14 protein-coding genes and 5 tRNA genes are annotated in these 17,377 nt (G+C 51.5%); 17 read left to right on the top strand and 2 right to left on the bottom strand.

Annotation, left to right across the window (positions count from 1 at the left end; genetic code table 11):
* The first annotated feature begins 10 nt into the window (after positions 1–10).
* Positions 11–553 (top strand): rhombosortase, encoded by a 543-nt coding sequence (rrtA, locus tag AYI96_RS06960; RefSeq protein ID WP_260852961.1) that lies wholly within the window; start codon positions 11–13, stop codon positions 551–553.
* Between the two features lie 147 nt (positions 554–700).
* On the opposite strand, the gene uvrB is transcribed toward rrtA, so the two are convergent.
* Complete coding sequence (gene uvrB, locus AYI96_RS06955; protein ID WP_071476211.1) at positions 701–2,713, bottom strand: excinuclease ABC subunit UvrB; 2,013 nt, start codon at positions 2,711–2,713, stop codon at positions 701–703.
* 891 nt (positions 2,714–3,604) lie between these two features.
* Here uvrB and AYI96_RS06950 point away from each other — a divergent pair.
* The 14 genes from AYI96_RS06950 (at position 3,605) to gloA (ending at position 13,666) form a co-directional block, all read left to right on the top strand.
* Positions 3,605–3,680, top strand: a tRNA-Asn gene (locus tag AYI96_RS06950).
* A 52-nt stretch (positions 3,681–3,732) separates the two neighbouring features.
* Positions 3,733–3,808 (top strand) — tRNA-Asn (locus tag AYI96_RS06945).
* A gap of 21 nt (positions 3,809–3,829) precedes the next feature.
* Positions 3,830–3,905: transfer RNA gene (locus tag AYI96_RS06940), tRNA-Asn, on the top strand.
* A 28-nt stretch (positions 3,906–3,933) separates the two neighbouring features.
* Positions 3,934–4,009, top strand: a tRNA-Asn gene (locus AYI96_RS06935).
* 28 nt (positions 4,010–4,037) lie between these two features.
* Positions 4,038–4,113: transfer RNA gene (locus AYI96_RS06930), tRNA-Asn, on the top strand.
* A gap of 90 nt (positions 4,114–4,203) precedes the next feature.
* Positions 4,204–6,108 (top strand): EAL domain-containing protein, encoded by a 1,905-nt coding sequence (locus AYI96_RS06925; protein WP_144361284.1) that lies wholly within the window; start codon positions 4,204–4,206, stop codon positions 6,106–6,108.
* Between the two features lie 115 nt (positions 6,109–6,223).
* Positions 6,224–6,802, top strand: a complete 579-nt coding sequence (gene rsxA / locus AYI96_RS06920; RefSeq protein WP_039033981.1) for an electron transport complex subunit RsxA — start codon at positions 6,224–6,226, stop codon at positions 6,800–6,802.
* 4 nt (positions 6,803–6,806) lie between these two features.
* A complete protein-coding gene (gene rsxB, locus AYI96_RS06915) occupies positions 6,807–7,376 on the top strand; it encodes an electron transport complex subunit RsxB (protein WP_039033980.1) in 570 nt (189 codons plus the stop codon).
* Positions 7,370–9,841, top strand: coding sequence for an electron transport complex subunit RsxC (gene rsxC, locus AYI96_RS06910; protein ID WP_144361283.1), 2,472 nt, complete (start codon positions 7,370–7,372; stop codon positions 9,839–9,841). Before rsxB ends, rsxC begins: the two co-directional genes overlap by 7 nt.
* A gap of 1 nt (position 9,842) precedes the next feature.
* Positions 9,843–10,895 (top strand): electron transport complex subunit RsxD, encoded by a 1,053-nt coding sequence (gene rsxD, locus AYI96_RS06905; protein ID WP_039033978.1) that lies wholly within the window; start codon positions 9,843–9,845, stop codon positions 10,893–10,895.
* Between the two features lie 18 nt (positions 10,896–10,913).
* A complete protein-coding gene (rsxG, locus tag AYI96_RS06900) occupies positions 10,914–11,549 on the top strand; it encodes an electron transport complex subunit RsxG (protein ID WP_177192620.1) in 636 nt (211 codons plus the stop codon).
* Positions 11,546–12,241 carry an electron transport complex subunit E gene (locus AYI96_RS06895; RefSeq protein ID WP_039033976.1) on the top strand — a complete coding sequence of 232 codons (696 nt, stop codon included), beginning with the start codon at positions 11,546–11,548 and terminating at the stop codon, positions 12,239–12,241. Before rsxG ends, AYI96_RS06895 begins: the two co-directional genes overlap by 4 nt.
* A gap of 9 nt (positions 12,242–12,250) precedes the next feature.
* Positions 12,251–12,892, top strand: a complete 642-nt coding sequence (gene nth, locus AYI96_RS06890; protein WP_039033975.1) for an endonuclease III — start codon at positions 12,251–12,253, stop codon at positions 12,890–12,892.
* A 363-nt stretch (positions 12,893–13,255) separates the two neighbouring features.
* Positions 13,256–13,666 (top strand): lactoylglutathione lyase, encoded by a 411-nt coding sequence (gene gloA / locus AYI96_RS06885; RefSeq protein WP_039033974.1) that lies wholly within the window; start codon positions 13,256–13,258, stop codon positions 13,664–13,666.
* A gap of 316 nt (positions 13,667–13,982) precedes the next feature.
* On the opposite strand, the gene AYI96_RS06880 is transcribed toward gloA, so the two are convergent.
* Positions 13,983–14,318 (bottom strand): Grx4 family monothiol glutaredoxin, encoded by a 336-nt coding sequence (locus AYI96_RS06880; RefSeq protein ID WP_039033973.1) that lies wholly within the window; start codon positions 14,316–14,318, stop codon positions 13,983–13,985.
* A 221-nt stretch (positions 14,319–14,539) separates the two neighbouring features.
* Here AYI96_RS06880 and sodB point away from each other — a divergent pair, with 221 nt between their 5' ends.
* Together sodB and AYI96_RS06870 are read left to right on the top strand one after the other, a co-directional pair.
* Positions 14,540–15,124 carry a superoxide dismutase [Fe] gene (gene sodB, locus AYI96_RS06875; RefSeq protein WP_025011619.1) on the top strand — a complete coding sequence of 195 codons (585 nt, stop codon included), beginning with the start codon at positions 14,540–14,542 and terminating at the stop codon, positions 15,122–15,124.
* A 267-nt stretch (positions 15,125–15,391) separates the two neighbouring features.
* Positions 15,392–17,326 carry a PrkA family serine protein kinase gene (locus tag AYI96_RS06870; protein WP_039033972.1) on the top strand — a complete coding sequence of 645 codons (1,935 nt, stop codon included), beginning with the start codon at positions 15,392–15,394 and terminating at the stop codon, positions 17,324–17,326.
* Positions 17,327–17,377: the final 51 nt, after the last annotated feature.

The following is a 17,377-nucleotide window of genomic DNA, read 5'->3' as shown; positions in this document are numbered from 1 at the left end:
TTCAGGTGTTGTGTTAACAGCCCTGGCGCTGCTGCTGTATTTTCTGCCGCTCACTGAGCTATTGGCCTTTCGCCGCAGCGCCATAGAACAAGGTGAGCTTTGGCGGCTTGTCAGCGGCAATCTGCTACACACTAACTTCTGGCACCTGCTGATGAACCTCGCCGGGTTTTGGGTGATCCTTTATCTGCATAAGGAACACTATAACGCCCTGGGCGTATTGATATTGACCCTGGCACTGTGTCTGTTTGAAGGCTTAGGGCTTTATCTTTGCTACCCTGAGCTTATGGGGTATGTGGGCCTAAGTGGCATACTGCACGGCCTGTTTGCCTTCGGCGCCTTGGCCGATATTCGCAGCGGTCGAAACTCAGGTTACCTGCTGCTTGCTGGCGTTATTGCCAAAGTCGGCTGGGAGCAATGGCAAGGCGCGGCTTCAGAAGTCAGCGCCCTGATTGGTGCCAGAGTCGCGGTTGAAGCGCATCTTGTTGGCCTGATTGGCGGTATCGCACTGTTTGGCTTATGGCGACTGAGTGCTTATAAAACGCCGAAACTTTGATGCCAAGCCCAAGCATTTAAATAGGGGTTTTAAATTAGGCTTTTAAATCAAGCGTTCAAATCAGGCTTTTTAAAGCCGTTGATAGATAAACAGCACAAAGAACCCGGCTTTTGCCGGGTTCTTTGTCAATGGGTCAATTTTAGGGATTTAGGCCTTGATAAGCTCCTCTCTGAGCCTTGCCACTTCATCACGCAGCGCAGCGGCCTGCTCAAACTCCAGATCCCTGGCATGCTGGTGCATCTGTTTTTCCAGCCTGTCGATTTCATGTGCCAGATTGGCAGCGTCCACCTGATAAGCCGACTTGCGCTCTGCCACCTTGCGGGCACCCGGCTGCGGCGCTGCCGATGAAGGGGAATCTCCCACATCCATAACATCTGTGATCTTCTTCACCAAGCCCTTGGGCACTATGCCATTGGCCAGGTTGAAGGCGTGCTGTTTCTCGCGGCGACGATTGGTTTCATCCATGGCCTTGGCCATTGAAGGGGTCACCTTATCGGCGTAAAGGATCACCTTGCCATTAATGTTACGGGCGGCGCGGCCTATGGTCTGGATAAGCGAGCGCTCGGAGCGCAGGAAACCCTCTTTATCGGCATCGAGAATGCACACCAGAGACACTTCCGGCATGTCCAGCCCTTCCCTGAGCAAGTTGATGCCGACCAGCACGTCGAATACCCCCTTACGTAAATCGCGAATGATCTCCACCCGCTCCACGGTATCCACATCCGAGTGCAAGTAACGCACCTTAACGCCGTGTTCATCGAGATATTCGGTAAGATCTTCCGCCATCCGCTTGGTCAGCGTGGTCACCAGCACACGTTCATTGACGGCAATGCGTTTATTGGCCTCAGAGAGCAGATCATCCACTTGAATCGCCACCGGCCGCACTTCCAGCTCGGGATCTAACAAACCTGTGGGCCTGACCACTTGCTCGGCCACATCGCCGCCGCTGCGTTCAAGTTCATAACTGCCCGGTGTGGCCGACACATAAATCGTCTGCGGCATCAAGGACTCGAACTCTTCAAACTTGAGCGGTCTGTTATCCAGTGCCGATGGCAGGCGAAAACCGTACTCCACCAGGGTGGTTTTTCTCGAACGGTCGCCCTTGTACATGGCACCTATCTGCGGCACTGTTACATGGGACTCGTCGATGATCAGCAGACCATCCGGCGGCAGATAATCCAGCAAAGTCGGCGGCCCTTCTCCCGGTGCACGCCCGGAGAGATAACGGGAGTAGTTTTCGATACCGGAGCAATAACCCAGCTCTGTCATCATCTCCACATCGTACTGCACCCGCTCACTGATCCTTTGTGCCTCAATCAGCTTGTTGGCGTCCAGTAACTGCTGGCGCCGTTCTCTGAGCTCAGCCTTTATCTGCTCTGTGGCCGCCAATATTTTTTCTCTCGGGGTCACATAGTGAGTCTTGGGGTAAACCGTGGCCCGGGCAATGCGTTTACGTACCTGGCCGGTCAAAGGGTCAAATAGCGACAGCTGCTCTATCTCATCATCGAATAGCTCGATCCGAATAGCATCCCGGTCCGATTCGGCCGGGAAGATATCTATTACTTCACCGCGCACCCTGAAGGTACCGCGCTGCAGTTCAATATCGTTGCGGCTGTATTGCAACTCACTGAGCCGCTGCAGTATATCCCGCTGGCCCATGATGTCGCCCTGGCGCAGGTGCAGCAGCATCTTCATGTAAGAGTCGGGATCGCCAAGACCATAGATGGCTGAGACCGAGGCCACCAACACCACATCACGCCGCTCTAGCAAGGCCTTGGTGGCAGAGAGTCGCATCTGCTCAATATGAGCGTTGACCGAAGCGTCCTTCTCAATAAAGGTGTTGGTCGAAGGCACATAGGCTTCCGGTTGGTAGTAGTCATAGTAAGAAACAAAGTATTCCACCGCATTATGGGGGAAAAACTCTTTCATCTCGCCGTAGAGTTGCGCCGCCAACGTCTTGTTGGGGGCCATAATGATAGTTGGCCGCCCCTGATTGGCAATCACATTGGCAATAGTGAAAGTTTTTCCTGAACCGGTTACCCCCAGCAAAGTCTGATTAGCGAGCCCGGATTCCAGTCCATCAATCAATTTGGCAATGGCGGTGGGCTGATCTCCTGCAGGGGAATACTGAGACTCCAAGCGAAACGGCGTAGCTGACACTTTAATGCTCCTTCGGTTAAGCCGTTTATTTTACCCATTGAGCCAGATAAGGCCAAGCCAAAAGCCACAAGACTCCTGCCAACATGATGTCAGTAGCAGCTTGTGCTGAAACTCAGCAACAAGACGACAGATGTGGCGGTCGAAGGCGGGAATTCCACCCAAATAAGTCAAACAGGTAGATTTAATGCACAAGGATCGGCAGATACTTCCTTACAGCTTTGTTACAAAAAACACCAAGCAAACCAAAGCAGCTTGACTTTCACATCTAATTGTTTTGATTGAATTTATTTTTTAACCATTCAAACTGACCAATTTAAGTTCAATGCAGATGCCACAAGGGTTTGCAGCCCATAAAGTCGGGAAGCTCACAGGTTTATCCACAGATTTAGTGGATAAGTCAGTCTAACCCTGTAACCATGAGGGATTGCGGCAAGCAGTGTAAGCCAATGCATGTTGCTGGATCTTTTGTAATAAAAGAACATATGAAAGTGTGGCACTCACCTTGAAAGATAAGATGCACCAAAATGAACTCAAAGCAGCTGAATTGCACCTTTATTGCGCCGCTTTCATGACGAGTTAGACTCCAGGTAAATTGCTCAAAAACCTCCTGCTTGTCAGATTTCAGCCCTGTGGACAGGCAAAAGCTGCCGAAACTCACGCACCTTGGCCTTCCAATGAAACCCGCTTTGATTGAAATGACACGGAATATCTGTGTTTAGCCGTTATTTTTTAAGCAAAAAATCTCCACAAAGCAGTTTTATCCATCACTATGAGCATTAGATAAGCAATTAACAGCTTAATGACACTTTTTTTGGGGCTGCGAGTTGACTCTACCCACAGAGCGATTTACTATGCGCTCCGTTCTCAGCGAGACAAGCAATAAATAACGATTCCCCTGTAGTTCAGTCGGTAGAACGGCGGACTGTTAATCCGTATGTCACTGGTTCGAATCCAGTCAGGGGAGCCAATTTACGCAAGTCATCTGAAAACAATAGGTTAATCCTAGCTAAATAAATTATTCCCCTGTAGTTCAGTCGGTAGAACGGCGGACTGTTAATCCGTATGTCACTGGTTCGAATCCAGTCAGGGGAGCCAATTTAATTAGTTGAAATCTGTTCCCCTGTAGTTCAGTCGGTAGAACGGCGGACTGTTAATCCGTATGTCACTGGTTCGAATCCAGTCAGGGGAGCCACTTCAAGATTAACCTGAGCGAAATCTGTTCCCCTGTAGTTCAGTCGGTAGAACGGCGGACTGTTAATCCGTATGTCACTGGTTCGAATCCAGTCAGGGGAGCCACTTCGATTTTGCCCCTGAAAATTTCAATTCCCCTGTAGTTCAGTCGGTAGAACGGCGGACTGTTAATCCGTATGTCACTGGTTCGAATCCAGTCAGGGGAGCCACCTTATCTTATCTCTTCCTGCGTTTTGTATTTATAACAAATACGTATACAATTCTGACATCCCTTTAACCTGGTCTGAATTCTGGAAAAGATGGGCATTTCGCGCTTTTTTCAACTGTTACTGTTATTGAGCTTTCTGGCAACCGGCTTGGTCTTGTTGCAACAGGAACGACAGGTGTTGCAGCAGCAAGCTGATGTCCTGTTACAGCGATTACAACAAGCGCAGGAGCAAGCCCAGGGCGCAGATGATGCCGCTATCTTTTACCGGCAATTACAAGACAAAGTGTCATTGCAGTTTTTTCAATATACTGATGACGTCGATGGTCAGAATAATCTCACTCGAGGACATTTCCTGCCGGAGATGAACTGGCAATATTATCTACTGCCATTGCAACTCGAATCCCAATACCGCTTCGCTTCCGGGCGAGTGTTACTTAAGCCCGACCTCAGCCCTCTTCGAGAACAAGGGATCCATACCCTCTGGCTTGACGGATTGCGCTTATTACCCCTTTATTTGGTATTGGCGTTAATCTTTGCCTTGATGATGAAACGCCACAATAGTGTCCTTAAATATGCAGCCGAGTATCTGACAAAAATGTCTCAAGGTGAATTCAATGCGCTGGCGCAGAGCCGCTTTCGGGGTGAACTCAAGCCATTGGGGCAAGCATTGGAACAAAGTCGGCAGCTGATAAAGCAGCGGTTTGAGAAACTTGAGTCAGAAAACCTATCGCTGAAAAAACTCGCCTACGAAGATCCGATAACCGGCTTTGGCACCCGCCAACACTTCACCGAAAAACTGCAACAGTTATCACTTTCCGGCAAATCCCAGATTGGGGTGCTAATCCTGGTAAAAGCCACCGAGCTTGGCCATATCAATCAACTGCGCGGCCGTCAGGGCGGCGATGACTATCTTGCCCGCGTCGCGGTTTGTATTCGCCGGGCACTCCAGGGTTACAACAACAGCGAAAGCTTTCGCATTGCCAGTACTGACTTTGCCATCTTTGTCCCCTCAATTGTGCTGAAAGACGCGCAAACCTTTGCCACCCAGCTCAAGCGTGAGCTGGAAGAATACCAAGCAGAACTGCAAACCGACTCCATCGCCCATAGCGGCATAGTGGCCTACGCCAGCGACAAAGATCCCATGAGCACTCTTGCCATGGCCGATACCGCCGCCAATGTGGCGCAAACCTTGGGCCCGAATGCAGTGCAATTCCAGGATAAAAATTTGCTGAATGAAACACTCGGCGATAACCGCTGGAAACTGGCCATTGAAGACTTGCTGAAGCGCCGGGCACTCAAATTTTACCAACAGCCCATTCAACCCTGTCGCAGCGAGGTAGATGGCTACCGTGAGCTGTTGGCACGCTTTTACAACGGTGAAGGCAAGTTTCTACCGACAGCCACAGTGATTGCCATGGCCGAACGTCACGGCATGAGCCAAGAGCTGGATAAACTGGTGCTACTCAGCGCCTTGAAACTACTGCAGAGCCTGCCAAACCTCAGCGGTAATATCGGCGTCAATCTGAGCCCGGGCTCAGCCTCCAAAGAAAGCTTTATTGCCTGGGCCAAAGATCTGCTCTCCAAACATCCGAGATTAGCCTCAAGACTGGTGTTCGAAATCAACGAAGCAGGCATGCAAGGTAACCTGGCCGCCAGTCACAAGTTTGTTCGCGCCATGCATAGCGTCGGTTGCCGGGTATCGGTAGAGCGTTTCGGCATGAGTTTTACCTCATTCAAATTCTTCCGTGAGGTGCGCCCCGACTATATCAAACTGGATCCCAGCTATACCCAGGCAATAGATGAAGATACCAATAACCAGTTCTTTGTCCGCATGCTGGTCGATGTGGCCCGCCGCAGTGGTGTCAAGGTGATAGCCTGCGGCATAGAGCGCCAGGAAGAGAAAATGGTCGTCGAAAAACTGTTGGTTGATGGTATGCAAGGCTTCTACATTGCCAGGCCCCAACAGCTGGACCTCGCCGAAATGAACAGAAATTAATGCCGTTTATGACTCATTAAGGGCGCAAAGAAGGTAAACCCTGCTTTCTATATGTTGTTTATGACCACTGAAACACTGATAATAACCGCCAAGAAGTCACAACACCTGTAATGAGATGAGTGAGTATCTCCTGTTGTTGATTGGCACTGTGCTGGTCAACAATTTTGTATTAGTGAAATTCCTTGGGCTGTGCCCATTTATGGGGGTATCCAGCAAGCTGGAATCAGCCATAGGCATGTCCATGGCAACTACCTTTGTCATGACCTTGGCCGCCATTCTCAGCTACCTGGTTAACCGGTATCTGCTGCTGCCCTTCGAGCTCGGCTACCTGCGTACCATGAGCTTTATTCTGGTTATCGCAGTGGTGGTACAGTTCACCGAAATGGTGGTGCAGAAAACCAGTGCGACTCTGCATAGGGCGCTGGGGATCTATCTGCCACTTATCACCACCAACTGTGCCGTGTTGGGCGTAGCCTTACTGAATATCAATGAAAACCACGATTTTATGCAGAGTGCTGTCTATGGATTCGGCGCTGCCGCGGGCTTTTCATTGGTGCTTATCCTGTTTTCGGCAATGCGCGAACGTTTGGCGGCGGCTGATGTGCCCGCACCTTTCAAAGGCAGCGCCATCGCCATGATCACCGCCGGCCTGATGTCGCTGGCCTTCATGGGCTTTACCGGTTTAGTCAAATAGAGTTATGTCTTCCATGCTAATTGCAGTCATTTTATTGTCTCTGCTGGCGCTGGTATTCGGCGTTTTACTTGGCTTCGCCGCCGAGAAGTTTAAAGTTCAGGGCAATCCGATAGTGGATCAGGTCGAAGCCCTGTTGCCACAAACCCAATGTGGTCAATGCGGCTACCCTGGTTGCCGCCCCTACGCCGAGGCCATAGCCAACGGCGAGAAGATCAATCGCTGCCCGCCGGGTGGTACCGCCACTATGGAGAAACTGGCCGATCTTATGGGGGTCGATCCCGAGCCTCTCGATGCCAGTGTTGAAACCCAGGTCAAAAAGGTCGCCTATATTCGCGAAGATGAGTGTATCGGCTGTACCAAGTGCATTCAGGCCTGTCCGGTAGATGCCATCATAGGCACGGGCAAGCTGATGCACACAGTCCTGACCAGCAACTGCACCGGCTGCGATCTCTGTGTTGAACCCTGCCCTGTGGATTGTATCGATATGATCCCGGTGAAACAGGATCTGAAAACCTGGGACTGGCAGCTTAACGCAATTCCAGTGAAGTTGGTGGAAGAGGATAAGCCGTGCTGACATTACTCGAACAGTTGGATAAAGGAACTCAGTGGCGCCTGACCGGCGGAATTCATCCGCCGCAGATGAAAGACCTCTCCAACGGCAGTCCTATTGGGCGTCTACCACTTGCCAGCGAATTCTTATTGCCTGTGCCCCAGGTTGGTGACAGCGCCGTGCTCGAAGTCAAAGTGGGCGACAGAGTGCTCAAGGGCCAGGCGCTGACCCGCGGACTGAGCGCCATGTATCTGGCGGTGCATGCCCCCACCTCAGGCATCATTCGCGCCATAGAGCAAAGACCGAGCAACCACCCTTCTACCCTGCCGGTCTTGACCTGTGTGCTGGAAGCCGACGGCCAGGATCAAGCCATAGATTTTGAGCAGCAAGAGGTCTCAGCACTGAGCCGCGAGCAGATCCTCAGCCGCATTCGCCAAGCCGGGATAGCCGGATTGGGCGGTGCCATGTTTCCGGCTCACATCAAACTCAACCCCGCCAGTGAAATTGAACTGCTGTTGATCAACGGCGTGGAATGCGAGCCTTATATCAGCGCCGATGACAGATTGATGCGCGAACACGCCAGCGAAATTCTGGACGGCATTGAAATTGTTCACGGGCTGCTAAATCCCAAACGGGTGATTATCGCCATTGAGGATAACAAGCCCGAAGCCGTTCAGGCGATGCAGCAGGCGCTGGATAGCTGCCATCTGCCTAAGGGCAGCATCAGGATCACTGTGATCCCGACCAAATACCCTTCCGGCGGCGAAAAGCAGCTGATCCAGATCATTACCGGACAAGAAGTGCCTTCCGGCGCCATTCCGGCGCAACTGGGAATAGTAGTGCACAACGTAGGCACCGCCTTCGCCATTCGCGAAGCCGTTTGCCAGGGCAAGCCTCTCATAGAGCGGGTTGTCACTGTGACCGGCGGCAATATTCCCAAGCCGGGTAATTACTGGGTGCCACTGGGCACGCCCATAGCCCATATACTGGAGCAAAGCGGTTTTACCGCCAGCGGTCAGGATACCGTCATCATAGGCGGCCCCATGATGGGCTACACCCTGCCCCTTATCAAAGTACCGCTGCTCAAGGGCAGTAACTGTGTCTTGGTGCCATCGGCCAGCGAAATCAGCCCTCCGGCCGAGGAAAAGGCCTGCATTCGCTGCGGAGAATGTGCTCAGGTATGCCCGGCGTCGCTATTGCCCCAGCAACTCTATTGGCACAGTAAAGCCGAAGAATACGACAAGGCCAGCGCCTACAACCTCAGAGACTGTATCGAGTGCGGTTGTTGCAGCTATGTTTGCCCATCGGATATTCCTCTGGTGGAGTATTATCGCATTGCCAAGGCGGCCATTAAGCGTAATCACGAAGAGAAACAGCTGGCCGAGCAGGCCAAGCAGAGATTCGATGCCAGGCTCAAACGGCTGGAGGCCGAGAAACAGGCGCGGGAAGCCAAGGCCAAAGCCGCAGCCGATAAGCGCCGCGCCGCCATGGGCAGTGGTGAGAAAGATGCCGTAGCCGAGGCTATGGCCAGAATCAAGGCGAAAAAAGCCGCCGAAGCCTCTGTGGCGACCGCTGCTAAACCGGTAGAAAAAGCGGCCGAAACCGCCGAACCGGCAGTTATCCAGCCAAAGGAAGACAAGAGAAAGAGCGACGTCGCCGCAGCGATTGCCAGGGCCAAGGCCAAAAAGGCCGCAGCACAAGGCACTGCAGCTGCCAAAGAAGTTGCTGATGTGACGACAGATAATGAAGCTGAAGGCACAACACCTGGCTCGGACAAAAAAGCTCAAGTAGCAGCGGCTATCGCCCGTGCCAAGGCGAAAAAGGCCGCTGCAGCCTCAGGCCAGGCAGATACTGACTCTCGCGAAGCTCAAGCTACTGCCACCGAAACAAGTCAAACCGCAGGCGACGACAGTAAACAGGCCCGTATCGCGGCAGCGGTTGCCAAAGCCAAGGCCAAAAAAGCTGCGGCGGCATCTGAATCAACTGCGACCGATAATAATGTGGGAGCAGCGCAAGGCGCCGAAGTAAACCAAGTCGCAAGCCAAGCGACAAAACAAACCGCAAGCGATGACAGCAAACAGGCCCGTATCGCGGCAGCGGTTGCCAAGGCCAAAGCCAAAAAAGCTGCGGCGGCATCTGAATCAACTGCGACCGATAATAATGGCGTGGGATCAGCGCAAGGCGCCGAAGTAAACCAAGTCGCAAGTCAAGCTACAAGTCAAACCGCAAGCGATGACAGCAAACAGGCCCGTATCGCGGCAGCGGTTGCCAAAGCCAAGGCCAAAAAAGCTGCGGCGGCATCTGAATCAACTGCGACCGATAATAATGGCGTGGGTTCAGCGCAAGGCGCCGAAGTAAACCAAGTCGCAAGCCAAGCGACAAAACAAACCGCAGACGACGACAGCAAACAGGCGCGTATTGCCAGGGCTGTAGCCAAAGCCAAACAAAAGGCCAAAGAGAAGGCGCTCAGCGCACAGGAGAAAGATTGATATGGCGTTTAAAATAGCCTCCTCCCCCCATGTCAGCCGGCCGCTGCAAACCAGCACTGTGATGCAAAGGGTGCTGCTCTGCGCCCTGCCCGGCTTGGTAGTCCAGTGTGTATTTTTTGGCTGGGGCAGCCTTATTCAGGTACTGCTGGCGGTGATGGTCGCTTTGATTTCAGAGGCCGCCATCCTCAAGTTGCGCAAACGCAAGGTACTTTCGACGCTGTCGGATAACAGCGCGGCTCTAACAGCGGTTCTTATCGGTATTGCCATACCGCCGCTCGCCCCTTGGTGGATGGTGGTGATAGGCACAAGTTTTGCCATCATCATGGTAAAACAGCTGTATGGCGGTTTGGGGAACAACCTGTTCAACCCGGCCATGGCCGCCTATGTGCTGCTGTTGGTAGCCTTCCCGGTACAGATGACCAGTTGGGTTGCTCCGGCGACGGTTGCCCAGCACTCTCCGGATTTTCTCACCAGCTTGCAGGTGATTTTCGGCGCCAGCCAAGGCAGCGTTGCCGAATACTTCCAGCTCGGTATCGATGGTGTCACCATGGCGACACCGCTTGATACGCTGAAGACGGATCTCTCTATGGGAATGACCACCACCGAGAGCCTGCAAAAACCGATTTTTGCCGGCACTATCAACAGTGGCTGGTTCTGGGTCAACCTGGCCTACCTGTGCGGCGGCCTGGCGCTGTTGAAGATGAAGCTTATCCGCTGGCATATCAGTGTTGGTGTATTGGCATCGCTGTTTATCTGTAGCGGCTTTGCCTATGCGCTTGGGCCAGATACCCATGTCAGCCCGCTTATTCACCTGTTCAGTGGCGCCACCATGCTGGCGGCTTTCTTTATTGCCACAGATCCTGTAACCGCGCCCGCCAGTAACCGGGGCCGATTGATCTTCGGCGCCCTTATCGGCCTGGTGGTTTACCTTATCCGAAGCTTTGGCGGGTACCCTGACGCCTTTGCTTTTGCGGTGCTGCTGGCCAACCTGTGCGCCCCTTTGATCGACTACTATGTCAAACCCCGAGCCTATGGCCATCGTGCCGGACATTGATAGCAAGAGAGATAGACAGTGCAAAAATCCATGTTGAAAAATGGCCTGCTTTTGGGCCTGTTTGCCCTGATATGCACCGCTGTGGTGGCGGTTGTCAATGACAGTACCCGGGATGCGATTATGGCTCAGCAAAAGTTGGAGCTCAAACGCACCCTGGAGCAGATCATCCCCAATGAACTGCACGACAATCCGCTCGAGGAAAGCTGCATTCTATTGCAGGACAGAGACGCCCTGGGCACGACTCAGCCCATGCCGGCCTATATCGCTACCCAAGATGCCCAGCCAGTCGCCATTGCCATCGAAACCATAGCCCCAGATGGCTACAATGGTGAAATACGCTTGATCATAGGTATCAAGACTGACGGCACTGTGCTTGGGGTTCGTACCCTGTCGCATCAGGAAACCCCTGGGCTGGGTGACAAGATTGAGCGCAAAAAATCTGATTGGGTGGACAGCTTTATCGGCAGAAAGCTTCAGGGCAGTGATGACAAGGCCTGGCATGTGAAAAAAGACGGTGGTGAAATCGATCAGTTTACCGGGGCGACCATTACCCCCAGGGCTTACGTCAAGTCGATAAGAAATACCCTGGCCTTCTTTGAAGCCAATAAGCAGGCCCTCTTTTCGCAATCACAGACATGTGAGGCAAGCCAATGAGTTTATATCGTGATATCGCCTGGCAAGGCTTGTGGAAAAATAACCCCGGACTGGTGCAGATGTTGGGACTCTGTCCCCTGTTGGCGGTGACCTCTACCTTTACCAACGCCCTGGGGCTTGGACTCGCTACCGCAGTAGTGTTAATTGGTTCCAACACCACAGTATCCCTGGTGCGCAACTTTGTCCCCAAAGAGATCCGCATCCCCATCTTTGTGATGATCATTGCCGCACTGGTAACCGCTGTGCAGTTGCTAATCAATGCCTACGCCTACGGCCTCTACCTGTCTCTCGGTATTTTCCTGCCGCTTATCGTAACAAACTGCGTCATTATAGGCCGCGCCGAAGCCTTTGCCTCGCGTAATTCACCTATGGATGCCGCCTTTGACGGCTTGATGATGGGTATTGGCTTTACCTTGGTATTGATGGTGCTCGGTGGCGGCAGGGAAATACTGGGGCAAGGCACCCTATTTGACGGCGCCGATCTGCTTCTTGGGCCTTGGGCTGCGAGCCTGCGTATTGAAGTTTGGCAAGTCGATACCCCCTTCCTGCTGGCGATGTTGCCTCCCGGTGCCTTTTTGGGTATGGGACTGCTGATTGCCCTGAAAAACGCAATCGACAAGAAACTCGCCGATCGTCAACCCAGAGAGCAAACTGCGCCAGTGGAACGCGCCAGGATCACCAAAGTCAACTGAGGTCATTGAGTGAACAAAGACAAGAGACGGGCGATACTCGAACGCCTGCGGGACAATAATCCTCATCCCCAGACAGAGCTGAATTATTCCAGCCCTTTTGAATTACTGGTGGCGGTAACGCTTTCGGCGCAGGCAACCGACGTCAGTGTCAACAAGGCCACTGACAAGCTGTTTCCGGTGGCCAATACCCCACAGGCTATCGCAGACCTTGGGGTTGATGGGCTGAAGGAGTATATCAAGACCATAGGGCTTTATAACAATAAGGCCATCAATGTGGTGGCACTGTCCAAGATCCTTGTCGAGCAGTACAACGGCGAAGTCCCTGAAAACCGCGAGGCGTTGGAGTCTCTGCCCGGGGTCGGCCGTAAGACGGCCAATGTGGTGCTCAACACCGCCTTTGGTTGGCCAACCATAGCGGTCGACACTCATATTTTCCGGGTCAGCAATCGCACCCGCTTTGCGCCGGGGAAAAATGTTCAGGAAGTAGAAGATAAACTGCTCAAAGTGGTGCCGGCCGAGTTCAAGGTTGACGTCCACCACTGGCTTATTCTTCACGGGCGCTATACCTGCATTGCCAGAAAGCCCCGCTGCGGCAGTTGTCTGATTGAAGATCTGTGTGAATTCAAAGAAAAAATCTATCCGGATGACTGATCCGGAAACGACAATGCCGCCCGAAGGCGGCATTGTCTTACGTATTCTTGCTCAACGCCAATCAGAACATCTGTACAATCATAGCGGCGAAAACGATTGCAATTACCAAGGTAGATCCAATAGCCATTTTCAATTCTGTAGTCATGCTTGTCTCCTGCATCCAGCTAAGATAGGGTTGACACCATTATTAATGAAGCAGACACAAATACCATGTTTATTTCATGGATTTGTGAACTGGCTATCAAGTTCGCAGCGGTCAGAGCCAATCCATTTGGGAGAGATTCTCAGTTCGCTGAATATTGCTTGATTATCCACGCTACGGAAACTCATTCAGTTTCCGCTATAGAACCAAAAGAGGTAGTAATGTCACAAGTTCTGCATACCATGCTTAGAGTGGGAAACCTTGAACGCAGCATCCATTTCTATACTGAAATCATGGGGATGAAGCTATTGCGTCAATCGGAAAATCCTGAATATAAATACACTCTGGCCTTTGTCGGCTACGGCGAAGAATCAAGCGGTCAGGCCGTCATCGAACTGACCTACAACTGGGGTACAGAGCAATATGATATGGGTAATGCCTTTGGTCATATCGCCATAGGTGAAGAAGATATCTATGCTCGCTGTGAAGCCATCAGCGCAGCCGGTGGCAAAGTTATCCGTGCACCGGGCCCAGTGGCCGGTGGCAGTACTGAAATCGCTTTTGTGGAAGATCCTGACGGTTACAAAATCGAGCTCATTCAAATGAGTTCAGCTGAAAACGGCTTGGGCTAACAACGCAAATGTAAAGAAGCCATCGGCAAAGCCGGTGGCTTTTGACCTACTTCCTAACAGCATTGAGCTAGCTGCGCCCAACCAGGGTTATAGCCTGCTTGCAGCTGATATTTCTGGCCAGTTCTCATACAAACCGCTTTATTGTTGCCCCCTTTCATAAAATCAGCTAATGGGTGGCAATATTTAACATAAGCGCGACGGTAAAGCCGAGAAAAACGCTCACCTCCATAGCAGGTGAATTCAGTGTGACAAAAGAAAAGGCCGGAACATCTCCGGCCTCTTGCACTCATGCGCTTATAAAGCGCTGAGATTAATCTCAGGCTTCATCCTGCTTGTACTTGGCAGCAGTTTCCTTGATCAAGGTCTGTAGCTCCCCTTTTTGGTACATCTCGGTCAGGATATCGCAACCGCCGATCAGCTCACCTTCTACCCATAGCTGAGGAAAAGTCGGCCAATTGGCATACTTGGGCAATTCAGCACGGATATCAGGATGCTGCAGAATATCAACAAACGCGAACTGCTCGCCGATATTGATCATGATCTGAGCCACCTGAGAGGAAAAACCGCAGCTGGGTAATTTGGGCGAACCTTTCATGTAAAGGATGATGGGGTTTTCAGCAATTTGCTGCTTAATTTTTTCAACAGTTTCCATTTACGTTCCTGAGTACGACACTATATTTGATTCGCTATTGTACGCGAGAGAAACGCAGAACAAAATCACACTATTTGTAAGGTTATTTAGCCATTTGATTTTTCAATGATGTCAATCTGCTCAATCACTCAAACAATGATTCACTTCACAAATTTTATCGGTACAATAGGTGGCAGTGAGCAAGTCTGAAAATGATAAACCAAGTCCATGGAGAGATACTAATGGCTTTCGAATTACCCGCATTACCATATGCCAAGAACGCACTGGAACCCCACATTTCTCAGGAAACCATCGAATACCACTACGGTAAGCACCACAACACTTACGTGGTTAAGCTGAACGGTCTGATCGAAGGCACTGAATTCGCCGGCAAGACCCTGGAAGAGATAGTAAAAACCTCCAGCGGCGGTATTTTCAACAACGCAGCTCAGGTTTGGAACCACACTTTTTACTGGAATTGTCTGGCGCCTAACGGCGGCGGCGAAGCCACTGGTGCTGTAGCCGAAGCCATCAATGCTGCTTTCGGTTCTTTTGAAGCCTTCAAGACTCAGTTCACCGAGTCCGCGGTCAACAACTTTGGTAGCGGCTGGACCTGGCTGGTGAAAAAGGCGGATGGCACTGTCGCTATCGTTAACACCAGCAACGCAGCTACTCCGCTGACTGATGCTTCAGTAACCCCACTGCTGACCGTTGACGTTTGGGAACACGCTTACTACATCGACTACCGTAACGTTCGCCCTGACTACATGGCGCACTTCTGGCAGTTGCTTAACTGGGATTTTGTTAACCAAAACTTCGCCGGTTAATTCTCATCAAACTGAGTCACTGAAAAGGAGCCTGATGGCTCCTTTTTTATGGTTCACAAACACTTCCTCACCGACAAATCCAACCATCGTAAGCTCATAACGCTCCTTCACGCCACAAGTGCAACTATTGCTTTTGCAACTATTTGCCTTTGTTTTTATTTATGTTTTTTTTGACATGCAACACAAATTAGTGTCTAAGATTAATGGTAGGTGACTGCCAAAGACAGTTCCCTTCCCAGACATATTTGGCGTTTCAGGGGGTTTAACATGGGCATATTTGAGCACTACCAACAGCGCTATGAGAAGAAACTCGATGAAGAATACACATTACAGGAGTTTCTCGAAATCTGTAAGCAAGATCGCAGCGCCTACGCTTCGGCAGCAGAAAGACTGCTAATCGCCATCGGTGAGCCGGAAGTGATCGACACTTCCAAGAATCAGGTTCTGAGCCGGATATTTTCCAACCGCTTAATCTCTCGCTATCCTGCGTTTAAAGACTTCTACGGTATGGAAGATGCCATAGAGCAGATAGTCTCTTACCTTAAACACTCGGCCCAAGGGCTGGAAGAATCCAAGCAGATCCTCTATCTGCTGGGACCTGTCGGTGGCGGTAAATCTTCGCTGGCAGAGAAGCTCAAGGCCTTGATGCAACAAGTGCCCATCTATATTCTCAGCGCCGATGGAGTCAGAAGTCCGGTCAACGACCACCCTTTCTGCCTGTTTGATGCCGAGGAAGATGGCAAGTTGTTGCAGGAAGAGTACCAGATCCCGACCCGTTATCTGCGCAGTATCATGTCGCCTTGGGCGGTCAAACGCCTGCATGAATTTGGCGGCGATATCTCTCGCTTCCGAGTCGTCAAAGTGTTTCCTTCGGTGCTGGATCAAATTGCCATCGCCAAAACTGAGCCAGGAGATGACAACAACCAGGATATCTCTTCTCTGGTGGGCAAGGTCGACATTCGCCAACTGGAGCACTTTGCCCAGAATGATGCCGATGCTTACTCCTATTCAGGAGCATTGTGCCGTGCCAACCAAGGCTTGATGGAGTTTGTGGAGATGTTCAAGGCACCGATCAAGGTGCTGCACCCACTGCTGACCGCCACTCAGGAAGGAAACTATAACGGTACCGAAGGTTTATCGGCCCTGCCCTTTAACGGCATTATTCTGGCTCACTCCAACGAGTCTGAATGGAGCAGCTTTAAAAATAATAAAAACAATGAAGCCTTCCTCGACCGTGTTTATATCGTTAAGGTGCCCTACTGCCTGCGGGTGTCGGAAGAGATGCAGATTTACCGCAAGCTTATCGCCAATTCAGAACTGACCAAGGCGCCCTGTGCCCCAGGCACACTGGAGACCTTGGCTCAATTCAGCGTGCTCTCAAGGATCAAGACCCCGGAGAACTCCTCCGTCTACTCCAAGATGCGGGTCTATGACGGTGAAAGCCTCAAGGATACCGACCCCAAGGCCAAATCTTACCAGGAATATCGTGACTATGCCGGGGTCGATGAGGGTATGCACGGACTATCGACCCGCTTCGCGTTCAAGATCCTCTCCAAGGTCTTTAACTTCGACCATTCTGAAATTGCCGCCAACCCAGTGCACCTCTTCTATGTGCTGGAGCGGCAGATAGAGCAAGAGCAGTTCCCTTCCGATACCGCAGAAAGGTATATGGAGTTTCTGAAGGGCTATCTGATCCCTAAATATGTTGAGTTTATCGGCAAGGAGATCCAGACCGCTTATCTGGAATCTTACTCGGAATATGGTCAGAACATCTTCGACCGTTATGTCACCTATGCCGACTTCTGGATCCAGGATCAGGAGTACAGAGATCCGGAAACCGGCCAACTGTTTGACCGGGCCGCACTCAACGCCGAATTGGAGAAAATAGAAAAGCCGGCCGGGATAAGTAATCCCAAAGACTTCCGCAATGAGATAGTCAACTTTGTGCTCAGGGCCAGGGCCAATAACGATGGCAACAACCCGCAATGGACCAGCTATGAGAAACTCAGAACCGTGATAGAGAAGAAGATGTTCTCAAATACGGAAGATCTCCTGCCAGTCATATCTTTCAACGCCAAGACCTCCACAGACGATCAGCGCAAACATGATGATTTCGTCAATCGTATGATGGAGAAAGGCTACACCAAGAAACAGGTGCGCCTGTTGTCCGAGTGGTACTTACGGGTACGTAAGTCTTCATAGCTGTGCCCTTTCGGGGCCTTCGGGCCCCGGTATTTGCTTTGGGAGGTGCGT

It is taken from the genome of Shewanella sp. MSW, assembly GCF_007636515.1.
GTDB classification, from domain to species: Bacteria; Pseudomonadota; Gammaproteobacteria; order Enterobacterales; family Shewanellaceae; genus Shewanella; species Shewanella indica.
The sequence above is the reverse complement of the archived record's forward strand: the minus strand, read 5'-3'. Positions and strand labels throughout refer to the sequence as shown.